Here is a 24,556-nt window from a genome sequence, read left to right as displayed (position 1 = left end):
ATGTCCCGGCTTTTTATAACGAAAAATGAAATTAGCTGGCGATAGCCATACCGACCGTCATATGCAGGCCGTAAAACACACCGCGACCAATTAACTCCCCTGCCAGCACCAGCACAAAAGCCAGTGACAGGAGCGGCAGTGCAGGCTGATAACCTTTAAGCTGAGGGCCGATCCAGCACACCAGCGCAGCTGCCAGCAACACCACACGCCAGGCCATCAGCGAACCGTAGTCCGGCACCAGCGCAGAAGCCTGCTGGATAGAGCTGTGAATGGTTGCCAGCTCGGCCCCCTGCATCAGGGCGACCATCGCGCTCACCACCAGCGCCAGCAGCGAAACGGCTGGCAGCAGACGCATTGCCCAACCGTTTACCCCCGCCACGCGCAGCAGCAGGTAGCCCAGCAGCGGCCCGCCGATAAACATCGTCAGGAAGAAGCTCATCGGCGTCCAGACGCTGTACCAGGTTGGAACGGTATCGATGGTGTTATAGACGCGCACCATCATCCACACGAACACCACGCCCAGTACCATGGTGACGATCAGCCACAGGCTGCGCAGGCCCGCAGGCAATTTCTTCAACGCAGCCAGCAGCCACCCCAGCCCGCCGACGGCAAAGAAGATTGCCCCGCTGGCAATTTCGTTACTGAGCGACGACGCCCCCACGCGGTTCAGGGAGTTAAACGCGCGCATCGGTGAGCCCAGGTGCAGCGTAGAGGCGATAAATCCAATCCCCATCAGCACCCACAGGCCAAACATGCTCAACACTAAACGCTGCTGCTGTTCGGCATTGAGGTTCCCTTTTAACAGCGCCAGCGCCAGAACAATAAAGCCGCCCACTACGCACTGCCCAAAGACCGTGAAGATCATCAGCGGCCATTCATGCCATCCACTTCCCATCTCACACCTCCTTCGGATTTGCCAGGTAGCCGGTGGTGTCACCCGTCGGACGGCTGTTGGCGTTAGGTTTAATGACAATACTCGGCTTGGTGAAGTGCGCGGACGGCAGCGGTGCCACTGCGGCAAGCTGGCCGTGTTTCTGACGCAGCTCTTCTATCGGACCAAAATCCAGCGCGCGCAGCGGGCAGGACTCTACGCAGATTGGCTTTTTGCCGTCCGCTACGCGGCTGTGGCAGCCGTCGCACTTGGTCATATGTCCTTTGGCGGCGTTGTACTGCGGCGCGCCGTACGGGCACGCCATATGGCAGTAGCGACAGCCGATGCAGACATCTTCATCCACCACCACAAAACCGTCCTCCCGCTTGTGCATCGCCCCGCTCGGGCACACCTTGGTGCAGGCCGGATCTTCACAGTGGTTACAGGCAATCGACAGGTAATAGGCAAAGACGTTCTGATGCCAGACGCCGTTATCTTCCTGCCAGTCGCCCCCGGCGTATTCGTAAATGCGGCGGAAGCTCACGTCCGGGGTGAGATCTTTATAATCTTTACAGGCCAGCTCGCAGGTTTTGCACCCGGTGCAACGGCTGGAATCAATGAAAAATCCATACTGGGTTGTCATCGGTTACTCCTTAAACCTTTTCAACCTGGACAAGGTTTGTGTGAGACGGGTTGCCTTTCGCCAGCGGCGACGGACGCTGCGTGGTCAGGACGTTAATACTGCCTGCCTGGTCGATGCGGTTGGCATCCGGGCTGTACCAGGCCCCTTCCCCCAGTGCCACTACGCCAGGCATCATGCGCGGTGTCACTTTGGCTTCAATGTGTACCTCGCCGCGACCGTTAAAGATACGCACGCGATCCCCGTTACGGATACCACGTGCTTTGGCATCCATCGGGTTGATCCACATCTCCTGGCGGCAGGCGGCCTTCAGTACGTCAACGTTGCCGTAGGTGGAGTGCACACGCGCCTTATAGTGGAAACCGGTCAGCTGCAGCGGGAATTTCGCCGTCAGCGGATCGTTATAGTTTTCGAACCCCGGCGTGTAGATCGGCAGCGGATCGATAACATCTCCTTCCGGCAGCTCCCAGGTAGACGCGATTTTTGCCAGCGCTTCGGAGTAGATTTCGATTTTGCCCGACGGCGTGGTCAGCGGATTCGCCTGCGGATCTTCACGGAACGCTTTATACGCCACGTGATGCCCTTCCGGGTCACGCTGCTTGTACATGCCCTGCTTGCGGAAGGTGTCGAAGTCCGGCAGATCGGGAATTGCTTTACGAGAGAGCTCGTGCAGATGGCGCATCCACCCTTCCTGAGTACGCCCTTCGGTAAACTGCTGTTCGACGCCCAATCGCTTCGCCAGTTCGGAGGTCATCTCATAGATGGTTTTGCACTCGAAGCGCGGTTTGATGGCCTGGTCGGTAAAGATCACGTAGGACATGTTGCCGCAGGAAGCGTCCAGCGCGAAATCCATCTGCTCAGACGCGGTGCAGTCCGGCAGCAGAATATCGGCATATTTTGCCGAGGAGGTCATGTGGCAGTCGATCACCACAATCATCTCGCACTTCTTGTCGTCCTGCAGAATTTCATGGGTGCGGTTGATTTCCGAGTGCTGGTTGATAAGGCAGTTGCCGGCGTAGTTCCAGATCATCTTGATCGGCACATCCAGCTTGTCTTTGCCCCGAACGCCGTCGCGCAGCGCGGTCATTTCCGGACCGCGCTCGATTGCGTCAGTCCACATAAACATGGAGATGCTGGTCTGAACCGGGTTATCCAGCGTCGGCATCCGCTCAAACGGCACTTCATAAGAACCTTCGCGCGCGCCGGTGTTACCGCCATGAACGCCGACGTTGCCGGTCAGAATTGAAAGCATGGAGATAGCGCGGGTGGCGATTTCACCATTCGCATGACGCTGCGGTCCCCAGCCCTGGCTGATGTAGGCCGGTTTAGCTGAACCTATCTCACGCGCCAGCTGAACAATGCGCTCGACCGGAATACCGGTGATGGTGGAGGCCCACTCCGGCGTTTTCGCTACGCCGTCGCTGCCCTGGCCGAGAATATATGCCTTGTAGTGACCATTGGCAGGGGCACTGGCTGGCAGCGTTTTCTCGTCATAACCGACGCAGTATTTATCAAGGAACGGCTGATCGACGAGGTTTTCAGTAATCATCACCCACGCCAGCGCGGAAACCAGTGCCGCATCGGTACCGGGACGAATGGGGATCCACTCATCTTCGCGCCCGGCACCGGTGTCGGTATAGCGCGGATCGATAATGATCATGCGGGCATTAGATTTGGCGCGGGCCTGTTCGAGGTAGTACGTCACCCCGCCGCCGCTCATGCGGGTTTCGCCCGGGTTGTTACCGAACAGGACGACCAGCTTACTGTTTTCGATATCGGACGGGCTGTTGCCGTCGGCCCAGCCGCCATAGGTATAGTTCAGACCTGCGGCAATCTGTGCAGAAGAGTAGTCGCCGTAGTGGTTGAGATAACCGCCGCAGCAGTTCATCAGACGCGCGACCAGCGTTTTACCCGGTGGCCAGGAGCGGGTCAGCGTGCCGCCCAGCGTCCCGGTGCCATAGTTCAGATAGATGGACTCGTTGCCGTACTCTTTGATCAGGCGCTGCATGTTGGTGGCGATAATGTCGTAGGCTTCGTCCCAGCTAATGCGCTCAAACTTCCCTTCCCCACGCTTACCGACACGCTTCATTGGGTATTTCAGACGATCCGGGTTGTAGACGCGGCGACGCATGGAGCGACCGCGCAGGCAGGCGCGAACCTGGTGTAACCCTTCGTAGTTATCGTCCCCGGTGTTGTCGGTTTCGACATACTTAATTTCGCCATCCACCACGTGCATACGCAGCGGACAACGGCTACCGCAGTTTACGGTACACGCACTCCACACCACTTTTTCCGGAGCTGCGGCTGCGGATAGTGCGTCCGCCGCCGACGCCAGCCGGGTAAAAGGGAGCGTGAAGGCGCTGCTGGCTACAGCCAGGCCGCCTATTGCCGTGGTTTTCATCAACCCACGGCGAGTGACCTCGGCAGCCATTAACGCTTCAGGCGCTTTGATTTTCATAGAGACTCACTTTGGTTGCTCACAAAGAAAAAAGAGGCGGCACGAACCGCTATATAGTTTTGTAAATAACGAATTACTTCGTTATCAGCGTCTTATGCTGACTTTCATTCGGAGGAGTATTACTACTTTAGAGGGAGGGGGTATTGCGTCGTGTCAATTCAGAGGCATAAAAAAAGCGCCCGAAGGCGCTTTTTTGTTGTGAGGCAAAGAATTAGCCGATGTACTGCTGGCCTTTCATGTATGGACGCAGCACTTCAGGGATCTCGATGCGGCCATCTGCCTGCTGGTAGTTTTCCAGCACGGCAACCAGCGTACGGCCAACAGCCAGACCAGAACCGTTCAGGGTATGCACCAGACGGGTTTTCTTGTCAGATTTGCTGCGGCAGCGTGCCTGCATGCGGCGCGCCTGGAAATCCCAGACGTTAGAGCAGGAGGAGATTTCACGGTAGGTATTCTGTGCAGGCACCCAGACTTCCAGGTCGAAGGTTTTGCAGGCACCAAAGCCCATGTCACCGGTGCACAGCGCCATGCGGCGATACGGCAGGCCCAGCAGCTCCAGCACTTTTTCCGCATGGCCAGTCATCTCTTCCAGCGCGTCCATGGATTCTTCCGGACGGACGATCTGCACCATCTCGACTTTGTCGAACTGGTGCATACGGATCAGACCACGGGTGTCGCGACCGTAAGAACCGGCTTCTGAACGGAAGCACGGAGAGTGTGCCGTCAGCTTGATTGGCAGATCGTCTTCGTCAATGATCTCATCACGCACGAGGTTGGTCAGCGGCACTTCCGCGGTTGGGATCAGCGCATAGTTGCTGCTGTCTGCTTCTTCATCCAGCGGACGGGTATGGAACAGATCGCCGGCAAATTTCGGCAGCTGGCCCGTACCGTACAGCGTATCGTGGTTAACCAGATACGGAACATAGGTTTCGCTGTAGCCGTGCTGCTCGGTGTGCAGATCCAGCATGAACTGCGCCAGGGCACGGTGCAGATGGGCAATTTGACCTTTCATTACTACGAAGCGAGAGCCGGTCAGCTTAACCGCAGCGGCAAAGTCCAGGCCCGCGTGCATTTCGCCCAGCGTCACGTGATCGCGCACTTCGAAGTCAAACTCGCGAGGCGTACCCCAGCGCTTCACTTCAACGTTGTCGTTCTCGTCTTTGCCGACAGGCACGCTGTCGTCAGGAATGTTCGGGATAGCCAGAGCGATGTCACGAATTTCGGCCTGAAGAACGTCCAGCTCCGCTTTCGCCTGATCCAGCTCTTCACCCAGCTTGTTCACTTCCAGGCGTAATGGCTCAATATCTTCCCCGCGCGCTTTCGCCTGGCCAATGGATTTCGATCGAGAGTTACGCTCTGCCTGCAGATTTTCAGTTTGTACCTGCAGTACTTTACGACGCTCTTCAAGAGCGCGCAGCTTATCTACATCCAGCTTAAAGCCCCGGCGTGCCAGTTTTTCAGCGACTGCGTCTGGCTCATTACGCAGCAGATTGGGATCGAGCATGCTTATCCTGTGCTTATCGAATTAAAATAGGAAATGTGACCACAGCCTGCGGTCACAAGGATACAATTGCCAACATTACCGCAACGATTGAACTAACGGTAGCGTTTTATAGGGCTATTTTGATCCTGTCCGGCGAGCCAGGTGAGCTTTTCACCAATCTTGCCTTCAAGACCTCTGTTTGTGGGATGATAATAGCGCGTTTGTGCCATCTCCTGCGGGAAATATTCCTCCCCGGCGGCGTAGGCGTTAGGCTCATCATGGGCGTAGCGATACTCCTGCCCGTAACCCATCTCTTTCATCAGTTTGGTTGGCGCATTGCGCAGATGAACCGGCACATCGTAGTCCGGGCGCTCGCGCGCATCCGACATCGCCGCTTTGAACGCGGTATAGACCGCATTGCTTTTCGGCGCGCAGGCCAGATAGACAATCGCCTGCGCAATGGCGCGTTCGCCTTCCGCCGGGCCTACGCGGGTGAAGCAGTCCCAGGCTGAAAGCGCAACCTGCATGGCGCGTGGATCAGCATTGCCAACATCTTCTGACGCAATCGCCAGACAGCGGCGCGCAACGTATAGCGGATCGCCACCTGCGGTAATGATACGTGCGTACCAGTAGAGCGCCGCATCCGGCGCGCTGCCGCGTACGGACTTATGCAGCGCCGAGATCAGGTCGTAGAAACGGTCGCCTTTATTATCGAAACGCGCGCTGCGCTCGCCGGCAATTTCCGTGAGCAGTTCAGGCTTCAATACGCGCTTGCCCGCATCGTCCACTTCGGCCATATCGGCCATCATTTCGAGCGTGTTCAGCGCGCGGCGCGCATCGCCGTTGACCAGCTCCGCAATCGCACGTCGCGTGTCGTCAGGCAGAACGATATCCTGCCCGCCGTAACCCCGCGCTTTGTCGTCCATAGCCTGGGTCAGAACCTTTTCGATATCTTCCGTGGTCAGGGATTTAAGCAGGTAGACGCGGGCGCGGGACAGCAGGGCCGAGTTGAGTTCAAACGACGGGTTTTCGGTGGTCGCACCAATGAAGAAGATCGTCCCGTCCTCAATGTGCGGCAGGAAAGCATCCTGCTGGCTCTTGTTGAAGCGGTGGACTTCATCGACAAAGAGAATGGTGCGGCGTCCGGCATTACGGTTCTGACGCGCGCGCTCGATCGCCTCGCGGATCTCCTTCACGCCAGACGTTACCGCCGAGATACGCTCAACGTCCGCGTTGGCATAGCGGGCGATCACTTCAGCGAGCGTGGTTTTTCCGGTGCCGGGCGGCCCCCAGAGGATCATGGAGTGCAGATGCCCCGCCTCAATAGCGCGCGGCAAGGGTTTCCCCGCAGCCAGCAGATGCTGCTGACCGATGTACTGCGCTAAATTTTCTGGCCGCATACGGGCGGCCAGAGGTTGAAACGCATTATCTGAAAAATCGAGCGACAGGTTGCTCACTCACGCCTCTTACTTATTGCGTTGGTCGTCCACCGTTACGCCCTGCGGCGGGGTAAAGGTGAATTTCGATGCGTCAACGGCGCCGTTTTGCTGAGACTTAAGCTGGTAGCTGCTGCGCTGATCGTCCTGCTCAACCGCGCCGAACTGATTAATGGTACCGTTGGTGCTTACGTTGATGGTGAACTGCTTCAGATTGCCGTTGCTGCCTTTCGGCGTCAGGACAAATTCATCACCGTTCTGTTTAATGTTGTACTGCTGCCAGTCGCTGGTCTGGTTGCGGGCGATCAGCATAAACGGTGTGTTGCTGGTCGCGTCTTTCAGCCAGGTCGCAGTGGCCTGCTCAACAAACGGGTTGAAGAACCACAGGGTTTTACCGTCAGAAACCAGGATGCTCTCATCCGGCTGGGTCATGTGCCAGTTAAACAGATTGGGGCGTTTCACCCACAAATCACCCTGTCCTTCCTGCACCGCGTTGCCGCTGCCGTCCGTCACTTTTTGCGTGAAGCTGGCGTGGAAGCTGCTTACTTTATCCAGTCGGCTTTTAAGGTCGCTGGCTGCATCAGCCCAGACGCTGCTGGCTACAAAACTGGTGAGTAATGCACAGGCGATGGCGATTTTTTTCATTGTTATTCCTTAAAATACGTCTTCCCGAAATGGGGTTTCCGTTTCTATTCTGGACCTGCCCGAAGGCAGGCGACAGAAGAATATGCTTAATTTTTGCTGATTTACCCTTCTTTGCAATCGCTGAAGGTTAATCAAACGGCGGCGGAGCCAGCACCTCACGGTTACCGTTGTGCCCCTGCTCGCTCACAATGCCCTGCGCTTCCATCTGCTCGATGATGCGCGCCGCGCGGTTATAGCCGATGCGGAACTGACGCTGCACGCCAGAGATGGACGCTTTGCGTTTTTCAGTAACGAAATTAACCGCCTGGTCGAATAACGGATCCAGCTCTTCGCCGCCGTCAAAGCCACCACCGCCGCCTTCGCTTTCGCTGTCGGAGGTAATGCCGTCAACGTACTGCGGACGTCCGCGCGCCTTCCAGTCCTGCACCACGGCGTGTACTTCCTGGTCGCGAACAAACGCGCCGTGTACGCGCACCGGAGAGGTGGAGTTCGGGCCGGAGTACAGCATGTCACCCATTCCCAGCAGCGACTCAGCGCCGCCCTGGTCAAGGATGGTACGGGAGTCGATTTTGCTCGAAACGGTAAACGCAATACGGGTCGGAATATTCGCCTTAATCAGACCGGTGATAACGTCCACGGACGGACGCTGGGTCGCCAGCACCAGGTGAATACCTGCCGCACGCGCTTTCTGTGCCAGACGCGCGATCAGCTCTTCCACTTTCTTCCCGACGGTCATCATCAGGTCGGCGAATTCATCCACCAGCACGACGATATAAGGCAGTTTCTCCAGCACAGGATGCTGGGCATCCATGCTGTCACCCGGCTTCCAGTATGGGTCCGGAATCGGACGACCCATGCGCGCCGCCTCGGCGATCTTCTCGTTATAACCGGCCAGGTTACGCACGCCCAGCGCAGACATCAGCTTGTAGCGACGCTCCATTTCATTGACGCTCCAGCGCAGGGCGTTGGCGGCGTCCTTCATGTCGGTGACCACTTCCGTCAGCAGGTGCGGAATGCCTTCGTAGACCGACAGTTCGAGCATTTTCGGGTCGATCATGATGAAACGCACGTCTTCAGGCTGCGCTTTGTAGAGCATGCTCAGGATCATGGCGTTCACGCCGACCGATTTACCGGAACCGGTGGTACCCGCTACCAGCAGGTGAGGCATTTTCGCGAGGTCTGCTACTACCGGGTCGCCGGCGATATCTTTACCCAACACCACGGTCAGCGGAGATGGGTTATCGCGAAACTTGGTGTTATCCAGCACTTCACGCAGGTAAACGGTCTGACGTTTCTTGTTCGGCAGCTCAAGGCCAACGTACGGTTTACCCGGAATCACTTCGACCACACGTACCGCCACGGTAGACAGAGAACGCGCCAGGTCGCGGGAGAGGTTAGAAATACGCGCGGCTTTGACGCCCGGCGCCAGGTTCAGTTCGAAGCGGGTGATCACCGGACCGGGCGAGTAGTTCACCACGTCCGCCTTGATGCGGAAGTCTGCCAGACGGGCTTCCACCAGACGGGCCATCTGCTCCAGGGCAAACGTATCAACCGGTTCGACTTCAGCCGGTGGCGGCGTCAACAAATCCAGCGAAGGCAGCGGCGTGCTCGGACGCTGCAGCGGACGGCTATCACCGTTACGCATCAGCAGCGGGTGAATCAGGCTCTCCTGCGGCTGCGGTGCTGGCTGCTGGTACTGCGGCGGCTGCTGTTGTGGCTGCTGCGGTTGCGCATACGGCTGCTGAACAGGTTGCTGCGGCTGCGCGTAAGTCTGTGCCTGCGGCGCTGGCTGCTGGCGCACAGGCTCTGCTTCAGGCATCACGCTCGGGGTGAACAGTGGCTCGCTCGGGCCATCATCCACCAGATCTTTCATCGGCGAGAACTCGAAATCCGATAATGAGAACGGGTTCGCACCAGCTGGCTGTTCACCTGAGTAACGCTGCTGCTGGGTTGCCGCAAACTGACGCGCTAATTCGGCTTCAGCCGCGTCATCTTCGTCTTCCAGCATCGGTTCATCATGCTGATAGTCTTCACCGTAGCGCTGATTCTGCTGCGCGGCGAACTGGCGCGCCAGCTCGTCCTGCTGCATTTCATCAGCCTCATCTTCGTAGTCCGTCCCACGCGCTTTCTCTTCGGCCATCCGCTGGGAAGGCAGCTTGATCCCATAGGAGGCAAGCTCACGACGGGTTGGAACGCGGACGCGGTTAGGGCGAGGCAATTGCGGACCAATTCCCTCTTTCACCTGCGGACGCGGCGCACCGCCCGTTGCCAGGCTAAAGACAGGTGCCGCCGCCGCTGCGGCTGCGGTAGCCTGCTTCACGCTTTCCGCTACGGGGGCAACAGCAGGCGTCGGGTCGACCGGTGGAACCGAAACCGACGGGGCTTTTGGAGCAGGTTCCTGCACCGGTTCAGGCACAGGCTGATACCATGCCGCCAGCTGTTCGCGCTCACGAGCACGGCGTTCTTCAACTTCTTCAAAATAGTACATTGGCGGACGAGACGGTTTCACCTCTTCCACCACCTCAGGTTCAGGCTGAGGCTCGACATAAGGCTGCACAGGTTCAACCGGTTCAGGCACGTACTCCTGATAAGGCTGGGCCACAGGCTGCTCATAGTGCTGCTGTTCATACTCAGGTTGCGGCTGCTGATAGGGCTGCTGCCACTGCTCCTGTTGCACGGGGATATAGCTCTCTGGTTCCGGCGCGATAACAGGCTCCGGCGTGTGGACACCCGGCGCGGTCTGCCAGGCAACCTGAGGCTGCTGAATAGCGGATTCCGGAGGCGGAACCGGCGCGGATGGCATCACGGCTTCGACAGGCGCGGCATACGCCTGTGATGCTGTCGTTGCGGCTGCGGCCGCGGCAACCGGTGCGGTAACGGTATGGCCGTTAAGCAGCGGATCGTATTCATCGAAATCACCCGGCATCGCACGGTTGCCGGAGAAAAGCACATCATCAGGATCGACTGTACTACCCGCTGAGCGGTACTCCACCTGCTCGTCTTCATCCATACGCTTACCGGAGAAGAGCGCCGCATCGGTTTTACGTCCAAGCGGGTTGGCAAATTTTTCAGCAACGCGCTGGCGACGCGCCAGGGCACCGCGCAGAATACGGGCACGACGAGATTCACGACGTTGCACCGGCGCATCGTCTTCCTCTTCGTACTCATCTTCATATTCTTCTTCATCGACCCACGTGTCGTCGCGGCGGGTACGGTTGCTCGCAAAGGTCAGGATCGTCAGAATAAAGCTGCCGATCTTCTCGGCAATGCTCACCCATGACCAGCCGGTAAACAGCGTCAGCCCGGCCGCCCAGATGCAGAGCAGCGCCAGCGTGCCGCCGCTGCTGTGAAGCATCGGCTGTAGCGCAGAGCTCAGCAGGCTGCCAATCACCCCACCGGAGGCGAAGTACCAGATATCATCGGCATTAATCGCCGCCAGCCCGCAGGAGGTGAGGATCAGCGCCAGGGCGCCAATCAGGCGCAGGGAAACCGCAAAATAGTCGATGTAATCATCGTTCTGACGATGACGCCATGCAAACCAGCATCCGCCAATGATTATGACGGGAATGGTGTAGGCCATCACACCGAAAATGAAAAAGAGCGTGTCCGCAAGCCAGGCTCCGGGTACGCCACCTAAATTATGGATAGGCTCATGCCACGCGGTTTGCGACCAGCTGGGATCGGAGGGGTTGAAACTGAGTAAGGCTGCCATCAGCCAGACGGCAAAAAGGGCAATAACGATCAGCAAAGCCTCGAGGAGACGACGTCCGCTGCTTAGCTTCGATAGTGTGACTTCTTTGTCTTCAGTGTATTCCTGGCTCAAGAAAGGCTCTCCAGGTATCAGGCATATCCTGCCTGTTTGCTAAAACGGACAACAGCGCCGGGACTCCCCGGCACTGTTGCTGTATGGATTAACAGGAGTGTAATCAAACTACGCTGATTTTGCACCTGTTCCGTGTTAGCGCGTCTTAATAACCAGACGATTGCTCTGTTTGACCTCTTCCATCACCACATAGGTACGGGTGTCGTTCACGCCTGGCAGACGCAGCAGGGTTTCCCCCAGCAGCTTACGGTAGGCGGACATATCAGGCACACGGGTTTTCAACAGGTAGTCGAAATCACCGGACACCAGATGACACTCTTGAATTTCTTCAAGTTTTTGTACAGCGGCGTTAAATTGCTCAAACACATCCGGCGCACCACGATTCAGAGTAATCTCAACAAATACCAGAAGTGAGGCATCCAGATAATGCGGGTTCAGCAGAGCCGTATAGCCCTGAATAAAACCCTGTCTTTCCAGTCGGCGCACACGCTCAAGGCACGGCGTCGGGGAAAGTCCCACACGTTTTGAAAGCTCGACGTTGGAAATACGCCCATCCTTTTGCAATTCATTAAGAATGTTACGATCGATACGGTCGAGATCTTTGCCAGGGCGCTTCTTGCTATCTACCATTATTATTGTCTCTCTGTATTCCTTCCCTACTCCTGCCTGGACCCTGTGCACATCACTGTTCAGAGCCTGTACCCGTTAGTCATCACATCGCCTGGTTATGTATTAGACGCGATGCGGATTCGGGTTCTGTTGGTAAGAAGACCGCTGCCCGAAGGCTGTCACCGACATCACGTATGGCGTCTGTCCACGCCATGCGTAGATTTCACTGACACGGTAAAAATGGCATTTACGTGCATGCCTATGCGGCATACGGTTAACGCGGTTTTTTTTCTTCCTTGAATGTTTTCGCAAATGCGCAGGGGATTGTCAAAGCAAAACATCGTTTTTTAGTACAAGATGCCGGATATTCATTACGGGGGGGTATTAATCCTCATTTTACTGCTTTATAAACGAGCGGTTTTCAGTAGAAAACGTGACGTAACGGCACTGGATTCATCGGGCGCAGCTATTACATATATCGAAAGCAAAATCCCAGTGCTCTTTTTTTACGGCAACAAATTCCCTACAATCCAGCCCATTGCCTGCCAACAACAATGGGGATCTCATGGGCACGACCAAACACAGTAAGTTGTTAATCCTTGGTTCTGGACCTGCGGGATATACCGCGGCGGTCTATGCTGCACGCGCAAACCTGCAGCCGGTACTGATCACCGGCATGGAAAAAGGCGGTCAGTTGACCACCACCACGGAAGTGGAAAACTGGCCGGGCGACCCGAACGATCTGACCGGGCCGCTGCTGATGGAACGCATGCACGAGCATGCCGCCAAATTCGAAACCGAAATCCTGTTCGACCACATTAATAAAGTGGATTTGCAGAACCGTCCGTTCCGCCTGACGGGTGACAGCGGTGAATACACCTGCGATGCGCTAATCATTGCCACCGGCGCCTCTGCCCGTTATCTCGGCCTGCCGTCTGAAGAAGCGTTCAAAGGCCGCGGCGTCTCTGCCTGTGCGACCTGCGACGGTTTCTTCTACCGTAACCAGAAAGTCGCGGTTATCGGCGGCGGTAACACCGCGGTGGAAGAAGCGCTGTACCTGGCGAACATTGCCTCTGAGGTGCATCTGATCCACCGTCGTGACACCTTCCGCGCCGAGAAGATCCTCATTAAGCGCCTGATGGATAAAGTGGCGAGCGGCAACATCGTGCTGCACACCAACCGTACCCTGGAAGAAGTCACCGGCGATCAGATGGGCGTTGCGGGTCTGCGCATTCGTGATACCCAGAACACCGATAACGTCGAAACGCTGGAAGTGGCGGGCCTGTTTGTGGCAATCGGCCACAGCCCGAACACCGCGATCTTCGAAGGCCAGCTGGAGCTGGAAAACGGCTATATCAAAGTGCAGTCCGGCATTCATGGTAACGCGACCCAGACCAGCATCCCGGGCGTGTTCGCTGCCGGTGATGTGATGGACCATATTTATCGTCAGGCGATCACCTCTGCGGGCACCGGCTGTATGGCCGCGCTGGACGCTGAACGCTACCTCGACGGACTGGCTGAACAAGGTAAATAATCTTTACAAGTCAGTAACAAACGTAAATAAAGGCGGCCACAGGTCGCCTTTATTTTTGCTCGCGTGTAACATGCAGATGTCTAATTTCTTATAACGTCACCTGCAAAATACGCAATGGAAAAAACCCGTCAACAAGAGTTAACACGCTGGCTGAAACAGCAAAGCGTTATTTCCCGCCGCTGGCTTACGATCTCCCGTCTTCTGGGGTTCGTTAGCGGTCTGTTGATTGTTGCCCAGGCATGGCTGCTGGCCCGCATTCTTAATCACATGATTATGGAGAACATTCCCCGCGAAGCGCTCCTGCTGCCCTTTATTGTTCTGATCCTGGTTTTTGTCCTGCGCGCCTGGGTGGTGTGGCTGCGTGAACGTGTCGGCTTCCACGCCGGACAGCATATCCGCTACGAGATCCGTCGTCAGGTACTCGACCGCCTGCAGGAAGCCGGGCCCGCGTGGATCCAGGGTAAACCGGCCGGAAGCTGGGCGACGCTGATCCTTGAGCAGATCGACGATATGCACGATTACTACGCGCGCTATCTTCCGCAGATGGCGCTGGCGGTTTTTGTGCCGCTGTTGATTGTTATTGCCATCTTCCCGGTGAACTGGGTGGCGGCGCTGATCCTGCTGGGGACCGCCCCGCTGATCCCGCTGTTTATGGCGATGGTCGGCATGGGTGCGGCTGATGCCAACCGCCGAAATTTCCTGGCGTTGGGCCGGCTGAGCGGACATTTCCTCGATCGTCTGCGCGGGATGGAAACCCTGCGTATTTTTGGTCGCGGTGAAGCGGAAACCGAGAACATTCGCCAGGCATCACAGGACTTCCGCCAGCGCACGATGGAAGTGTTACGCCTGGCGTTCCTCTCGTCCGGCGTGCTGGAATTCTTTACCTCGCTGTCGATTGCCCTCGTGGCGGTTTATTTCGGTTTCTCCTATCTCGGCGCGCTGGATTTCGGCCACTACGGCACGGCGGTGACCCTTTCTGCCGGTTTCCTCGCGCTCATCCTGGCTCCGGAGTTTTTCCAGCCGCTTCGCGACCTGGGGACCTTCTATCATGCCAAAGCGCAGGCCGTTGGCGCGGCCGACAGCCTGAAAACCTTCCTGGAGACGCCGCTGGCGCACCCGGAGCGCGGTGACGTGGCGCTGAACGCTAAAGAGCCGGTAACCGTCGAAGCGAGCGATTTCTGCATTCTCTCGCCGGAAGGAAAAGTGCTGGCTGGCCCGCTGAACTTTAGCCTGCCCGCCGGAAAACGCGTGGTGCTGGTCGGCACCAGCGGTTCAGGGAAGAGTTCTCTGCTGAATGCGTTATCCGGTTTTATGGCCTACACCGGTTCGCTGCGGATAAACAAAACTGAACTGCGTAATCTCGATCCCGACGCCTGGCGTAAGCAGCTCAGTTGGGTCGGACAAAACCCTCAGCTACCTGCTTCCACGCTGCGCGAAAACGTGCTCCTGGCACGCCCGGATGCTCGTGAAGACGAACTGCAGTCCGTTCTCGACCGCGCGTGGGTCAGTGAATTTCTGCCGCTGCTCCCGCAGGGTGTCGATACCGTGGTAGGCGATCAGTCTGCCGGGCTGTCTGTCGGCCAGGCACAGCGCGTGGCCGTCGCCCGTGCGCTGCTGAACCCGTGCCAGCTGATGCTGCTGGATGAGCCTGCTGCCAGCCTGGATTCACACAGCGAGCAGCGCGTCATGGCGGCCCTGAGCGCCGCTTCCCTGCAGCAAACCACCCTGATGGTTACCCATCAGCTGGAAGGCATTGCTGACTGGGATGAGATCTGGGTGATGGAAAACGGTCATATTGTTGAGCAAGGCAATTACGCCGCGCTTGTTGCCGCGCAGGGGCCGTTCGCCGCCCTGCTGGCGAACCGTCAGGAGGACATCTGATGCGTGCTCTGCTGCCTTATCTTGCGCTCTATAAACGCCACAAGTGGATGCTGACGCTGGGGATCGTGCTGGCGATTGTCACGCTGCTTGCCAGCATCGGCCTGCTCACGCTTTCCGGCTGGTTCCTGTCGGCCTCCGCCGTAGCCGGGTTCGCCGGATTATACAGCTTCAACTATATGCTGCCGGCGGCAGGCGTGCGGGGTACCGCCATTACCCGTACTGCCGGACGCTATTTCGAGCGGCTGGTCAGCCACGACGCGACGTTCCGCGTCCTGCAGCACCTGCGCATTTACACCTTCAGCAAACTGCTTCCCCTCTCCCCTGCCGGGCTGGCGCGTTTTCGCCAGGGCGAATTACTGAACCGTGTCGTTGCGGATGTCGACACGCTGGACCACCTTTACCTGCGGGTGATCTCCCCGATAGTGGGCGCGTTTGTGGTGATTGTGGTAGTTACGCTGGGGCTGTCCGTTCTGGATGTTCCCGTTGCGCTGACGCTGGGCGGGATCATGCTGCTGACGCTTATCATTCTGCCGCCGCTCTTTTACCGCGCCGGAAAATCCACCGGGGAAAACCTGACGCGGCTGCGCGGGGATTACCGCCAGCAGCTGACCTCCTGGCTTCAGGGCCAGGCGGAGCTGACCATTTTTGGTGCCAGCAAGCGCTACCGTGCCCGAATGGAAAGTACGGAGCTGAACTGGCATGAAGCCCAGCGCCGCCAGTCGGAACTGACGGCCTTCTCGCAGGCGCTGATGGTGTTAATCGGCGGCGTGGCGGTGATCGCCATGCTGTGGCTGGCATCCGGCGGGATTGGCGGTAATACCCAGCCAGGCCCTCTTATTGCCCTCTTTGTTTTCTGCGCGCTGGCCGCATTTGAGGCACTGGCCCCGGTGACGGGCGCTTTCCAGCATCTTGGACAGGTGATCGCCTCTGCCTTGCGCATCACCCAGATTGCCGAACAAAAGCCTGAAGTCACGTTCAGTGCCGGGCAAACCACCGTGCCTGAGCAGGTGGCGCTGACGCTTGATAACGTGACCTTCGCCTATGACAAACAGGCGCAGAACGCGCTGGAAGGTATCAACCTTTCCGTTAATGCAGGACAGCGGATTGCGATCCTCGGCCGTACCGGCTGCGGTAAGTCGACGCTGCTGCAGCTGCTGACGCGCGTCTGGGATCCACAGCACGGTCAGATTCGTTTTAACAACACGTTGCTGACTGATTTCAGCGAGCAGGCCCTGCGCAAGACCGTGAGCGTTGTTCCACAGCGCGTGCATCTGTTTAGCGCCACCCTGCGCGATAACCTGCTGCTGGCCGCGCCGGAGGCTTCGGACGATGATCTTCGCGCCGTACTGAAGCAGGTCGGACTGCAAAAGCTGCTTGAGGACGAAGGACTGAACAGCTGGCTGGGAGAAGGCGGTCGTCAGCTTTCCGGCGGAGAGCTGCGCCGTCTGGCCATTGCGCGTGCGCTGCTGCATGATGCACCTCTGATGCTGCTCGACGAACCTACAGAAGGGCTTGATGCGACAACCGAGAGTCAAATCCTTGATTTACTGGCAAACGTTATGGCAGGAAAAACCGTCCTGATGGTGACGCACCGCCTGCGCGGGCTGGCAAGTTTTGATCGGATAATTGTGATGGACAACGGACACATTATTGAGCAAGGTAGTCACGCAGAGCTGTTGGCGAAACAGGGTCGCTACTACCAGTTCAAACAGCGTCTGTAGACTATATTTGTAGCGTCCTCACTCGCGTACTGGAGTTTTGCTGTCATGCGCCTGGTCCAGCTTTCTCGTCATAACATCGCGTTTCCTTCGCCGGAGGGAGCGCTGCGTGAGCCCAACGGGCTGCTGGCCCTTGGCGGTGACCTTAGCCCTGCGCGGCTATTAATGGCCTACCAGCGCGGCATCTTCCCGTGGTTTTCTCCCGGCGACCCGATTTTATGGTGGTCTCCCGACCCGCGCGCCGTGCTGTGGCCAGCGCAGTTCCATCTGAGCCGCAGCATGAAGCGTTTCCATGCTAAATCCCCGTATCGCGTCACGCTGAATCACGCCTTTGGGCAGGTGATCGAAGGCTGTGCCGAAGATCGCCATGAAGGGACGTGGATCACCCCCGATATCGTCAACGCTTACCACCAGCTCCATGAGCTTGGCTACGCCCACTCCATTGAGGTCTGGGAAAAGGGAGAACTGGTTGGCGGCATGTACGGCGTGGCGCAAGGGACGCTGTTTTGCGGCGAATCGATGTTCTCCCGTGCGGTTAACGCCTCGAAAACCGCGCTGCTGGTCTTCTGCGAGGCCTTTGCCCAGCGCGGCGGACGCCTGATCGATTGTCAGGTGCTGAACGAGCACACGGCCTCTCTCGGTGCAGTTGACATCCCGCGACGACAGTATATCGAGCATCTTGACGCCTGCCGTCAGGAGAAGCTCCCACGCGACTTCTGGATCCCCGGAACGCTCTTTATGCCCAATGCTTAAATGTTTTCCGCATATTTTTTGTGAGGGTGTTATAATTATGCCGCAGAGTAGCTTCTGCCTGTTGCCCCGCCGCCGTTTGGGACCCTCGCTTCAGATAACGTCCTGACGTTTATCCTGTCGTCTCCCCTTTACGAATGCGCTTCCTGTTCGGTTGTACCGTGACGCTTGGGCAATGCGCCGAAACTGTTTTGCTGCGTTTTAATCGCGCAATTCTTTACTTAATTGATGAATTTCGGCATTATCTTGCCGGTTCAAAACTTGGTAGTGATACCCCAGAGGATTAGATGGCCAAAGAAGACAATATTGAAATGCAGGGTACCGTACTTGATACGTTGCCTAATACCATGTTTCGCGTAGAGCTGGAAAACGGTCACGTGGTAACTGCGCACATCTCCGGTAAAATGCGCAAAAACTACATCCGCATTTTGACGGGCGACAAAGTGACTGTTGAACTGACCCCGTACGACCTGAGCAAAGGCCGCATTGTCTTCCGTAGTCGCTAATTTTTTCGCCTGTAATGGCAGATGAATATTAAATAAGGCCGGGATATTCCCGGCCTTATTTTTTAGTGGTGCTGTTGATTATTTGAACAATTATTTAGCCGTTCGTTCCAGCTTCAGGTCTGTCTGTTCGACAGTGCACGGTGCGACGACTGTTAGGCCTTATTTTCTATTTTGCTGAGCTGCGTGTGCGGCAGTGCACTACTCCCGGTACTGTCGGTTAATTCGATTGAATTTCTAAGCTGTCTGTACAGCAGTGCACCTTTCCTTCCATCCTCCTCTCAAACTTCGACGTTTCTAAGCTGCCTGTACGGCAGTGCACGTGGTTTGGCCGCACGTATGACGACTGTTTTTCTTCTAAGCTGCCTGTACGGCAGTGCACCCTCCCACTTCAGGAGGCAGATATAATCGAAACTTCTAAGCTGCCTGTACGGCAGTGCACAGTTCGCCGTGGCCCATTGCCCAGATAGCCGTCTTCTAAGCTGCCTGTACGGCAGTGCACCGTCAGATGGTTAATCATGAAACCGTTAGACGTCTTCTAAGCTGCCTGTACGGCAGTGCACTTGCGAACGTCGCCGCACCGGCGGCCCATGTACTTCTAAGCTGCCTGTACGGCAGTGCACCGCCAGCCACGGCAGTAAATCAACCGGACACACTTCTAAGCTTCCTGTACGGCAGTGCACGCATTAAACCCTTCGTGAAGCGTCGTAATTACCTTCTAAGCTGCCTGTACGGCAGTGCACCAGCCATGCGCATGTAATACTGTTTGCTTTTTCTTCTAAGCTGCCTGTACGGCAGTGCACATGTGGATAGGCTCTTTCATGCTTGCGCTTATCTTCTAAGCTGCCTGTACGGCAGTGCACTAGCGCGTCAGCGTTTCATAGCTCATTTTGCTCTTCTAAGCTGCCTGTACGGCAGTGCACATCAGGTGACATGGCTTAATCCTTAAACAGGACTTCTAAGCTGCCTGTACGGCAGTGCACTTAAGGCGCACTACCCCGACGTCGTTCGGTAACTTCTAAGCTGCCTGTACGGCAGTGCACACCCTGCGCCCGCACTTCAGCCAGGAAAGCGCTCTTCTAAGCTGCCTGTACGGCAGTGCACTTAATATTAACGAATTTGCGTTAAATGGTAACCTTCTAAGCTGCCTGTACGGCAGTGCACGCCGGCAACCAGGTCACAGTCGTGTTCCAGAACTTCTAAGCTGCCTGTACGGCAGTGCACGATAGTGTAGCGATGGCCGCCGGCGTGCTGGTCTTCTAAGCTGCCTGTACGGCAGTGCACTTAAACCGTGGGTGTGGCGATCATCACATCCAGCGCTTCTGCCTGTTGAAACGCGTTGATGCAGCGCTGACGAAACTGTTGATTATCCTCACCCTCCATCGCCGCAATAAAGGCCTGCGGCATAACGAGGGCGTCTTTTATTAAATCGGCAATATCAAAAACCAGCCCGCCGCGTCGGGTTTTTCCGTGCATGACGGCCAGACCATGAGGAATGCCCGTGACCCAGGCCGCGACAGCCGCCAGCCCGTAGGCCAGATAGTTGCCCTGATCGAGAAAACGGTTCGCCATATCCGCCCCGCCTCCCCGTTTGGCGCGGGTAAAGCTGCCATAGCCCACCGTCTGGCTGGTCAGTTTGTAGAGCGATTTTGTGAGCAAAGCTTCCTGGAGCATCAGCGAGGTGTGATCCTGTGCGTTTTCCATACCCTGCTTCGCACGCTCCAGAATAGTCTCCAGCGCGTCCCGATCGGGCTGAAAAGACGTTTCTCGCTTTACCCGCAGCCTCTCCCACTGTTTTTCAATTTGCTGTAAACGGATAAATTGAAAACGCTTTGCCGCCTGCAGACGTTTTTCTTCATCAAACCAGAACGAGACCCAGTTTTGTAAATACGCCGTTGGACGATATTCGCTTTGCGGGCTGAGCCATGAGACATCGATATCCACCTCGTTCGCAGAATACAGCGGTGTGCCATCCGTTCCACAGAAACCGACCATCACGCCAGCCCGGGCAAACTCCCGCATTGCCATTTGCGTAACGGATGTTCCCATTCCCAGCATCACTGCCGTGGTATTCGCGATGGGAATATTCCAGTAAAAAGACTCTTTTCCTTCCTGGGTGACATATTCAACGCGTCCACCATTTACCTGGATGCGGCATTTCTCCAGGTAATAAATGTTGGCGCGCTTTGAATGCAGGATGGTTTTTAAATCTGTTGGGGTAACGCTGTTTGCAGGCATAGCAACGGCTTTAATTTCAAGGTATTGAGTGCGGGTATGTTATCGGAGATGAGAGAAATACAAATGTGATATATATCAAATGAATGGAAATTTCTGTGATAACTAAACAAAAACACATTATTTTTTAAAAGTATTATTTTTACAAATAATATATACATGGAAATATAATTAACCCCTGAATGGGATTTTTATTTAATCTGAAAATGGATAGCGTGTGGATGATGGTATTTCGTTTTTAAATAGACAAGGTGAATATTTGTGAGGGATGGATTTACTTGTACTGTCTGTGGGACAGTAACGCCATTTCCACGGCATTAAAGCCCAGAGGGGCTTTCAAAGCTGCCTGTACGGCAGTGAACGCTGCAGGCGGTTCTGTTCCGGTAACGTCAGCTTTCTAAGCTGCCTGTACGGCAGTGAACTGGCGCAGTTTGTCAAAAGTAAATCTTCATCATTTCTAAGCTGCCTGTACGGCAGTGAACTGGTGGCCTGCTGAACCCGAGGTGGGAAGAGTTTTCTAAGCTGCCTGTACGGCAGTGAACGACGCGATCCAGTGTTTGCTGAATCACCTTGTTTTCTAAGCTGCCTGTACGGCAGTGAACTATTCAGCATCCCCAGTCACCACTTCCACCAATTTCTAAGCTGCCTGTACGGCAGTGAACGACTGCATCTGCCGACCGATAACATGACCGGGATTTCTAAGCTGCCTGTACGGCAGTGAACACTAATGTGGCGCGAAACATCGGCATCGACAATTTCTAAGCTGCCTGTACGGCAGTGAACACAAAGCCTGTGATTAATCAGCTGGGTTCCGTATTTCTAAGCTGCCTGTACGGCAGTGAACAATTCCACCCCACAACACCCAACACAGAAAAATTTCTAAGCTGCCTGTACGGCAGTGAACCAGACGATGGAAGCGTCGCTGCAAAGCGGACATTTCTAAGCTGCCTGTACGGCAGTGAACGAAGGGTCGTTAGAGCTGGCTGGGTACGACATGTTTCTAAGCTGCCTGTAAGGCAGTGAACTGTTTAGATATTGGCTGCGTGGTCAATGCTAAATTTCTAAGCTGCCTGTACGGCAGTGAACTCTGGTTGTTGGATATAGAGTGCTTTCAGAAATTTCTAAGCTGCCTGTACGGCAGTGAACTATCAAGCCAGTTACCGCAAAAGTCGCATCGTTTCTCTAAGCTGCCTGTACGGCAGTGAACTGAAAGGAAACCACGCCATCTTATTGTTAGAAAAGAAAATAATCAACTTTCCCGCATTAAACCCTTTTTTCTGAAACGTAAATTCGCATTATATAAATCAAAAGGTTACTTAATCATCAAAAAAAAGGGTCAAGCCAGTGGCGTCAGGGGCCTACCCCGGACGCCACAAACTACATTCAGGAAATAATGTGAACTACCGTTTCTGAACGTTGAGGCGCAACAACATCTGCAGCCATAGAATGCGTGATGTCATGGAGCAGTCCTGTAAGATGCGGCAGCATATCGCGGTCAAAATGCGATACCAGCAGTACGTGGTTTAACGCCCGGCAGTAGTCACATTTCGTTTCGGTATCTTCCAGCAGCCACTCTTTTTGTCGCGATTGTTCCGCTTCATCCTCAAATTCCACCACCTGAAAATCACGCATGGATTCTGTGAGGCCGGATTTTACCTCTTCCAGATAAGCCCCGAGGCAACGACATACGGGCTGCGTTTGTGGGAGTGATTTGCAGTCGAGCAGGATTTCGGTGAGCAGTTTGCAGCGCTCGGCCAGGGTTGGGAGATCGGGGTTGAGGGAGAGTTCGCTGTAAAACTGAGAAAAATTTGTATGTTCCATTTGTTCATGACTCCGTGTGAAATGGTGTTATCTCCACCCGAACGCCAACTCAGGTGGCAGACTGAACCGGTTTGGCGTACCGACTCACACGGGGAAATCGGCGCTTCAAAAGAAGCCCCGGTTCAGCCCACCATAATTGAGTCTGCGGATTATATCGCTAGCTTTCAAAAGTGTGAACGAACCTGATGATAGTTGACGTATCAATATCATTTCTCGTGTGTAATCAGGACGCCAATCCCGGCACCTGATTTTGCAGGTGCGCCGCTATTTTATTACTGTGGATTTATCCAGCAACTGACTTCGAAAGAAACTGGAAAGCGCCTCGCAAAATTCCTCTGCAGCCACATGCTCTCCCCCCTCTCCTACAACAAAGGACGTCCAAAAAGAACAAATAATAATGTAATTTAAGTGAGAGAGGTGCAGGACGGGTTGGAATGCGTGATTACTTCTCTGGACGCACTTTGAAATCGGAAAATATGCCAATCAAAATAATAAACAACTGATAATCCAGTTTTATATTCACCACATTAATTATTTAAGTCCATTCATCCATCAAGATGATAAAGAGTAATCTTTTTCCCTATTTAACAAAAGTGAGATCATGATCACTTGATCAAATGTTTTCGTATAAGAAGATAAACGCATTAAACTAAAGGAATATATTATGTATTACAGCGAAGAAATCATTAGGAAAATTGGAACCGATAAAGAGCTAGCAGTGCGATTAGATAAAGCGTTAGCTGGAGTTAAAGAGGGGGTCATAGATTATTTAAATGGTCTGGAGGATGGCGTAACACGATTACTTTATTATACTTCTTGTCTCACAGACAATTATCAAGATGTGTGTAATAAACTAATATCTGAGGATAAAAGATTTTTGTTTTCTCTGTATGAACTGATAAAGCATCGGGATGTTATATTCCGGATGATAAAAATATACATTGAAACACTTCTAAAAAATAAGAGTGAAGTAGAAAAAAAATCAATCCTTGAGAAATTAACACCCTTTACAACACACTACTCTATAAAATACATTTCAAAAAATGGTTTAATATATACTGTGACATCTTATATATGCTACGGGAATAAGATGAGTTTAGTAGTTCAAGGTGCATTAATGAAAAAAATTGGTAGCAGAGTCGGATGGGTGGTGGGAGGCGCAAATATTTATGGCATTGTTCAACATGCTGCTGAAAGTGCAAATAATCTAAAATATTTTTGTCCATTATTTTATAATGCTTTATATAGAGAGGGATTAGAAATGCTGTATTTCTTGATCGAACCGATTATCCTGAAAGCAGGATATCTGAATATTAGCTTAGCCTCGAATGAGGAAATTACCCAAGCATTAAAGAGAATGATGTAATAATGTTTGATTTGATAAATGAATTTCTTTGGCGTTGTGTTAAGCGTTTATTTACCAGTATTAAAGATGATTGCATTAATGATCTTATAGGTTGGGGGATTATTTTTTTTATTATAATGATCTCCATTTTCGTTTCGGCTCTAGTAAATAATAACAAGGTTTCATTTATAATTATTGTATCTATAGTAGTGACTATATTTTCATTAGTACTTTTTTATAAAGGAAAAAAATAAATGTCTATACCAGCATATATGTGGCTAACTGATGAAAATAACTCACCTATAACAGGTGAATGTTTAATGCCGACACGATTGGGTTCGACAGAACTTAAATCGTTCAATCATTCTGTATGGATTCCTACAGATTTTAACACAGGAAAACTTACTGGAACACGTCTACATGTTCCAATTACATTTGAAAAAGAGATAGATCGCCTCACCCCCTATTTATTCAGGGCGGTATGTCAGGGTAGAACACTTAAAACTGCTTTAATTAAAATGTACAGGATTAATGAAGCAGGAATAGAAGTAGAATACTTTAATATAAAGATGGAGAACGTAAAAATTACAAGGATTTCCCCCATTTTATTTCCAATAGGCGTTGCAAGTAAGCATATGGAAGAAATTGAAATTCGTTATGAATCTATAGAATGGATTTACTGTGATGGGAACATAATGTTCAAAGACTCATGGAATGAAAGAGCAGTAGCATAAAAAAGAGACGCCGAAGAGACCTTTTTCTGATGTGGCCATACGTATCTTTACTTGTAAACACTAAAAACGG

Annotated in this window: 17 protein-coding genes and 2 CRISPR repeat arrays; of the genes, 7 read left to right on the top strand and 10 right to left on the bottom strand. The window is 54.1% G+C overall.

The window, feature by feature from the left end:
* Positions 1 to 31: 31 nt before the first annotated feature.
* The 8 genes from IM294_RS12385 to lrp all read right to left on the bottom strand — a co-directional run bounded on the left by IM294_RS12385 (position 32) and on the right by lrp (position 11,986).
* The gene (locus IM294_RS12385; RefSeq protein WP_028012560.1) at positions 32 to 895 is read right to left on the bottom strand and encodes a dimethyl sulfoxide reductase anchor subunit family protein; all 864 of its coding nucleotides are present in this window, start codon (positions 893 to 895) and stop codon (positions 32 to 34) included.
* A 1-nt stretch (position 896) separates the two neighbouring features.
* Positions 897 to 1,514 (bottom strand): DMSO/selenate family reductase complex B subunit, encoded by a 618-nt coding sequence (locus IM294_RS12380; RefSeq protein ID WP_014883208.1) that lies wholly within the window; start codon positions 1,512 to 1,514, stop codon positions 897 to 899.
* 10 nt (positions 1,515 to 1,524) lie between these two features.
* Entirely contained in the window at positions 1,525 to 3,969 is a 2,445-nt protein-coding gene (dmsA, locus tag IM294_RS12375; RefSeq protein ID WP_028012559.1) for a dimethylsulfoxide reductase subunit A, read from the bottom strand.
* Positions 3,970 to 4,180: 211 nt separating this feature from the next.
* Entirely contained in the window at positions 4,181 to 5,473 is a 1,293-nt protein-coding gene (serS, locus tag IM294_RS12370) for a serine--tRNA ligase (protein ID WP_008499983.1), read from the bottom strand.
* A 92-nt stretch (positions 5,474 to 5,565) separates the two neighbouring features.
* Positions 5,566 to 6,909 carry a replication-associated recombination protein RarA gene (gene rarA, locus IM294_RS12365; protein ID WP_028012558.1) on the bottom strand — a complete coding sequence of 448 codons (1,344 nt, stop codon included), beginning with the start codon at positions 6,907 to 6,909 and terminating at the stop codon, positions 5,566 to 5,568.
* 9 nt (positions 6,910 to 6,918) lie between these two features.
* Entirely contained in the window at positions 6,919 to 7,533 is a 615-nt protein-coding gene (gene lolA, locus IM294_RS12360; RefSeq protein WP_028012557.1) for an outer membrane lipoprotein chaperone LolA, read from the bottom strand.
* Positions 7,534 to 7,660: 127 nt separating this feature from the next.
* A complete protein-coding gene (locus IM294_RS12355; RefSeq protein ID WP_126817669.1) occupies positions 7,661 to 11,356 on the bottom strand; it encodes a DNA translocase FtsK 4TM domain-containing protein in 3,696 nt (1,231 codons plus the stop codon).
* A gap of 135 nt (positions 11,357 to 11,491) precedes the next feature.
* Positions 11,492 to 11,986, bottom strand: a complete 495-nt coding sequence (lrp, locus tag IM294_RS12350; protein ID WP_000228469.1) for a leucine-responsive transcriptional regulator Lrp — start codon at positions 11,984 to 11,986, stop codon at positions 11,492 to 11,494.
* 544 nt (positions 11,987 to 12,530) lie between these two features.
* Between lrp and trxB the strand changes: the two genes are divergently transcribed.
* The 5 genes from trxB to infA all read left to right on the top strand — a co-directional run bounded on the left by trxB (position 12,531) and on the right by infA (position 18,354).
* Positions 12,531 to 13,499 (top strand): thioredoxin-disulfide reductase, encoded by a 969-nt coding sequence (gene trxB / locus IM294_RS12345; RefSeq protein WP_028012555.1) that lies wholly within the window; start codon positions 12,531 to 12,533, stop codon positions 13,497 to 13,499.
* Between the two features lie 114 nt (positions 13,500 to 13,613).
* The gene (cydD, locus tag IM294_RS12340) at positions 13,614 to 15,380 is read left to right on the top strand and encodes a cysteine/glutathione ABC transporter permease/ATP-binding protein CydD (protein ID WP_126345188.1); all 1,767 of its coding nucleotides are present in this window, start codon (positions 13,614 to 13,616) and stop codon (positions 15,378 to 15,380) included.
* Positions 15,380 to 17,101, top strand: a complete 1,722-nt coding sequence (gene cydC, locus IM294_RS12335; RefSeq protein WP_126817671.1) for a cysteine/glutathione ABC transporter ATP-binding protein/permease CydC — start codon at positions 15,380 to 15,382, stop codon at positions 17,099 to 17,101. Before cydD ends, cydC begins: the two co-directional genes overlap by 1 nt.
* 45 nt (positions 17,102 to 17,146) lie before the next feature.
* A complete protein-coding gene (gene aat, locus IM294_RS12330; RefSeq protein WP_126817673.1) occupies positions 17,147 to 17,851 on the top strand; it encodes a leucyl/phenylalanyl-tRNA--protein transferase in 705 nt (234 codons plus the stop codon).
* A 284-nt stretch (positions 17,852 to 18,135) separates the two neighbouring features.
* A complete protein-coding gene (gene infA / locus IM294_RS12325; RefSeq protein ID WP_002211347.1) occupies positions 18,136 to 18,354 on the top strand; it encodes a translation initiation factor IF-1 in 219 nt (72 codons plus the stop codon).
* Between the two features lie 171 nt (positions 18,355 to 18,525).
* Positions 18,526 to 19,635: direct repeats of the CRISPR family, unit length 28 nt; unit sequence CTTCTAAGCTGCCTGTACGGCAGTGCAC.
* Here infA and cas1f read toward each other — a convergent pair.
* Complete coding sequence (cas1f, locus tag IM294_RS12320) at positions 19,636 to 20,589, bottom strand: type I-F CRISPR-associated endonuclease Cas1f (protein ID WP_193360350.1); 954 nt, start codon at positions 20,587 to 20,589, stop codon at positions 19,636 to 19,638. It abuts the feature before it with no gap.
* 331 nt (positions 20,590 to 20,920) lie between these two features.
* Positions 20,921 to 21,793: a CRISPR direct-repeat array (repeat unit 28 nt; unit sequence TTTCTAAGCTGCCTGTACGGCAGTGAAC).
* A gap of 176 nt (positions 21,794 to 21,969) precedes the next feature.
* Positions 21,970 to 22,407 (bottom strand): hypothetical protein, encoded by a 438-nt coding sequence (locus IM294_RS12315; RefSeq protein ID WP_126817685.1) that lies wholly within the window; start codon positions 22,405 to 22,407, stop codon positions 21,970 to 21,972.
* Positions 22,408 to 23,071: 664 nt separating this feature from the next.
* Here IM294_RS12315 and IM294_RS12310 point away from each other — a divergent pair.
* Positions 23,072 to 23,773, top strand: coding sequence for a hypothetical protein (locus IM294_RS12310; RefSeq protein ID WP_126817687.1), 702 nt, complete (start codon positions 23,072 to 23,074; stop codon positions 23,771 to 23,773).
* A 233-nt stretch (positions 23,774 to 24,006) separates the two neighbouring features.
* A complete protein-coding gene (locus IM294_RS12305) occupies positions 24,007 to 24,486 on the top strand; it encodes a type VI secretion system tube protein TssD (RefSeq protein ID WP_126817688.1) in 480 nt (159 codons plus the stop codon).
* The last annotated feature ends 70 nt before the right edge of the window (positions 24,487 to 24,556 follow it).

Source organism: Enterobacter cloacae complex sp. P43RS, from assembly GCF_014930585.1.
Taxonomy (GTDB): domain Bacteria; phylum Pseudomonadota; class Gammaproteobacteria; order Enterobacterales; family Enterobacteriaceae; genus Enterobacter; species Enterobacter bugandensis.
This window is presented reverse-complemented; position numbering and strand designations above follow the sequence as displayed.

Bases quoted from the DNA above. Each gene is read 5' to 3' on its own strand.
- IM294_RS12310 (WP_126817687.1), top strand. From the start codon at position 23,072: ATGTATTACAGCGAAGAAATCATTAGGAAAATTGGAACCGATAAAGAG.
- lrp (WP_000228469.1), bottom strand. From the start codon at position 11,986: ATGGTAGATAGCAAGAAGCGCCCTGGCAAAGATCTCGACCGTATCGAT.
- IM294_RS12380 (WP_014883208.1), bottom strand. From the start codon at position 1,514: ATGACAACCCAGTATGGATTTTTCATTGATTCCAGCCGTTGCACCGGG.
- IM294_RS12385 (WP_028012560.1), bottom strand. From the start codon at position 895: ATGGGAAGTGGATGGCATGAATGGCCGCTGATGATCTTCACGGTCTTT.
- cas1f (WP_193360350.1), bottom strand. From the start codon at position 20,589: ATGCCTGCAAACAGCGTTACCCCAACAGATTTAAAAACCATCCTGCAT.
- serS (WP_008499983.1), bottom strand. From the start codon at position 5,473: ATGCTCGATCCCAATCTGCTGCGTAATGAGCCAGACGCAGTCGCTGAA.
- IM294_RS12315 (WP_126817685.1), bottom strand. From the start codon at position 22,407: ATGGAACATACAAATTTTTCTCAGTTTTACAGCGAACTCTCCCTCAAC.
- IM294_RS12305 (WP_126817688.1), top strand. From the start codon at position 24,007: ATGTCTATACCAGCATATATGTGGCTAACTGATGAAAATAACTCACCT.
- cydD (WP_126345188.1), top strand. From the start codon at position 13,614: ATGGAAAAAACCCGTCAACAAGAGTTAACACGCTGGCTGAAACAGCAA.
- lolA (WP_028012557.1), bottom strand. From the start codon at position 7,533: ATGAAAAAAATCGCCATCGCCTGTGCATTACTCACCAGTTTTGTAGCC.
- infA (WP_002211347.1), top strand. From the start codon at position 18,136: ATGGCCAAAGAAGACAATATTGAAATGCAGGGTACCGTACTTGATACG.
- dmsA (WP_028012559.1), bottom strand. From the start codon at position 3,969: ATGAAAATCAAAGCGCCTGAAGCGTTAATGGCTGCCGAGGTCACTCGC.
- trxB (WP_028012555.1), top strand. From the start codon at position 12,531: ATGGGCACGACCAAACACAGTAAGTTGTTAATCCTTGGTTCTGGACCT.
- aat (WP_126817673.1), top strand. From the start codon at position 17,147: ATGCGCCTGGTCCAGCTTTCTCGTCATAACATCGCGTTTCCTTCGCCG.
- cydC (WP_126817671.1), top strand. From the start codon at position 15,380: ATGCGTGCTCTGCTGCCTTATCTTGCGCTCTATAAACGCCACAAGTGG.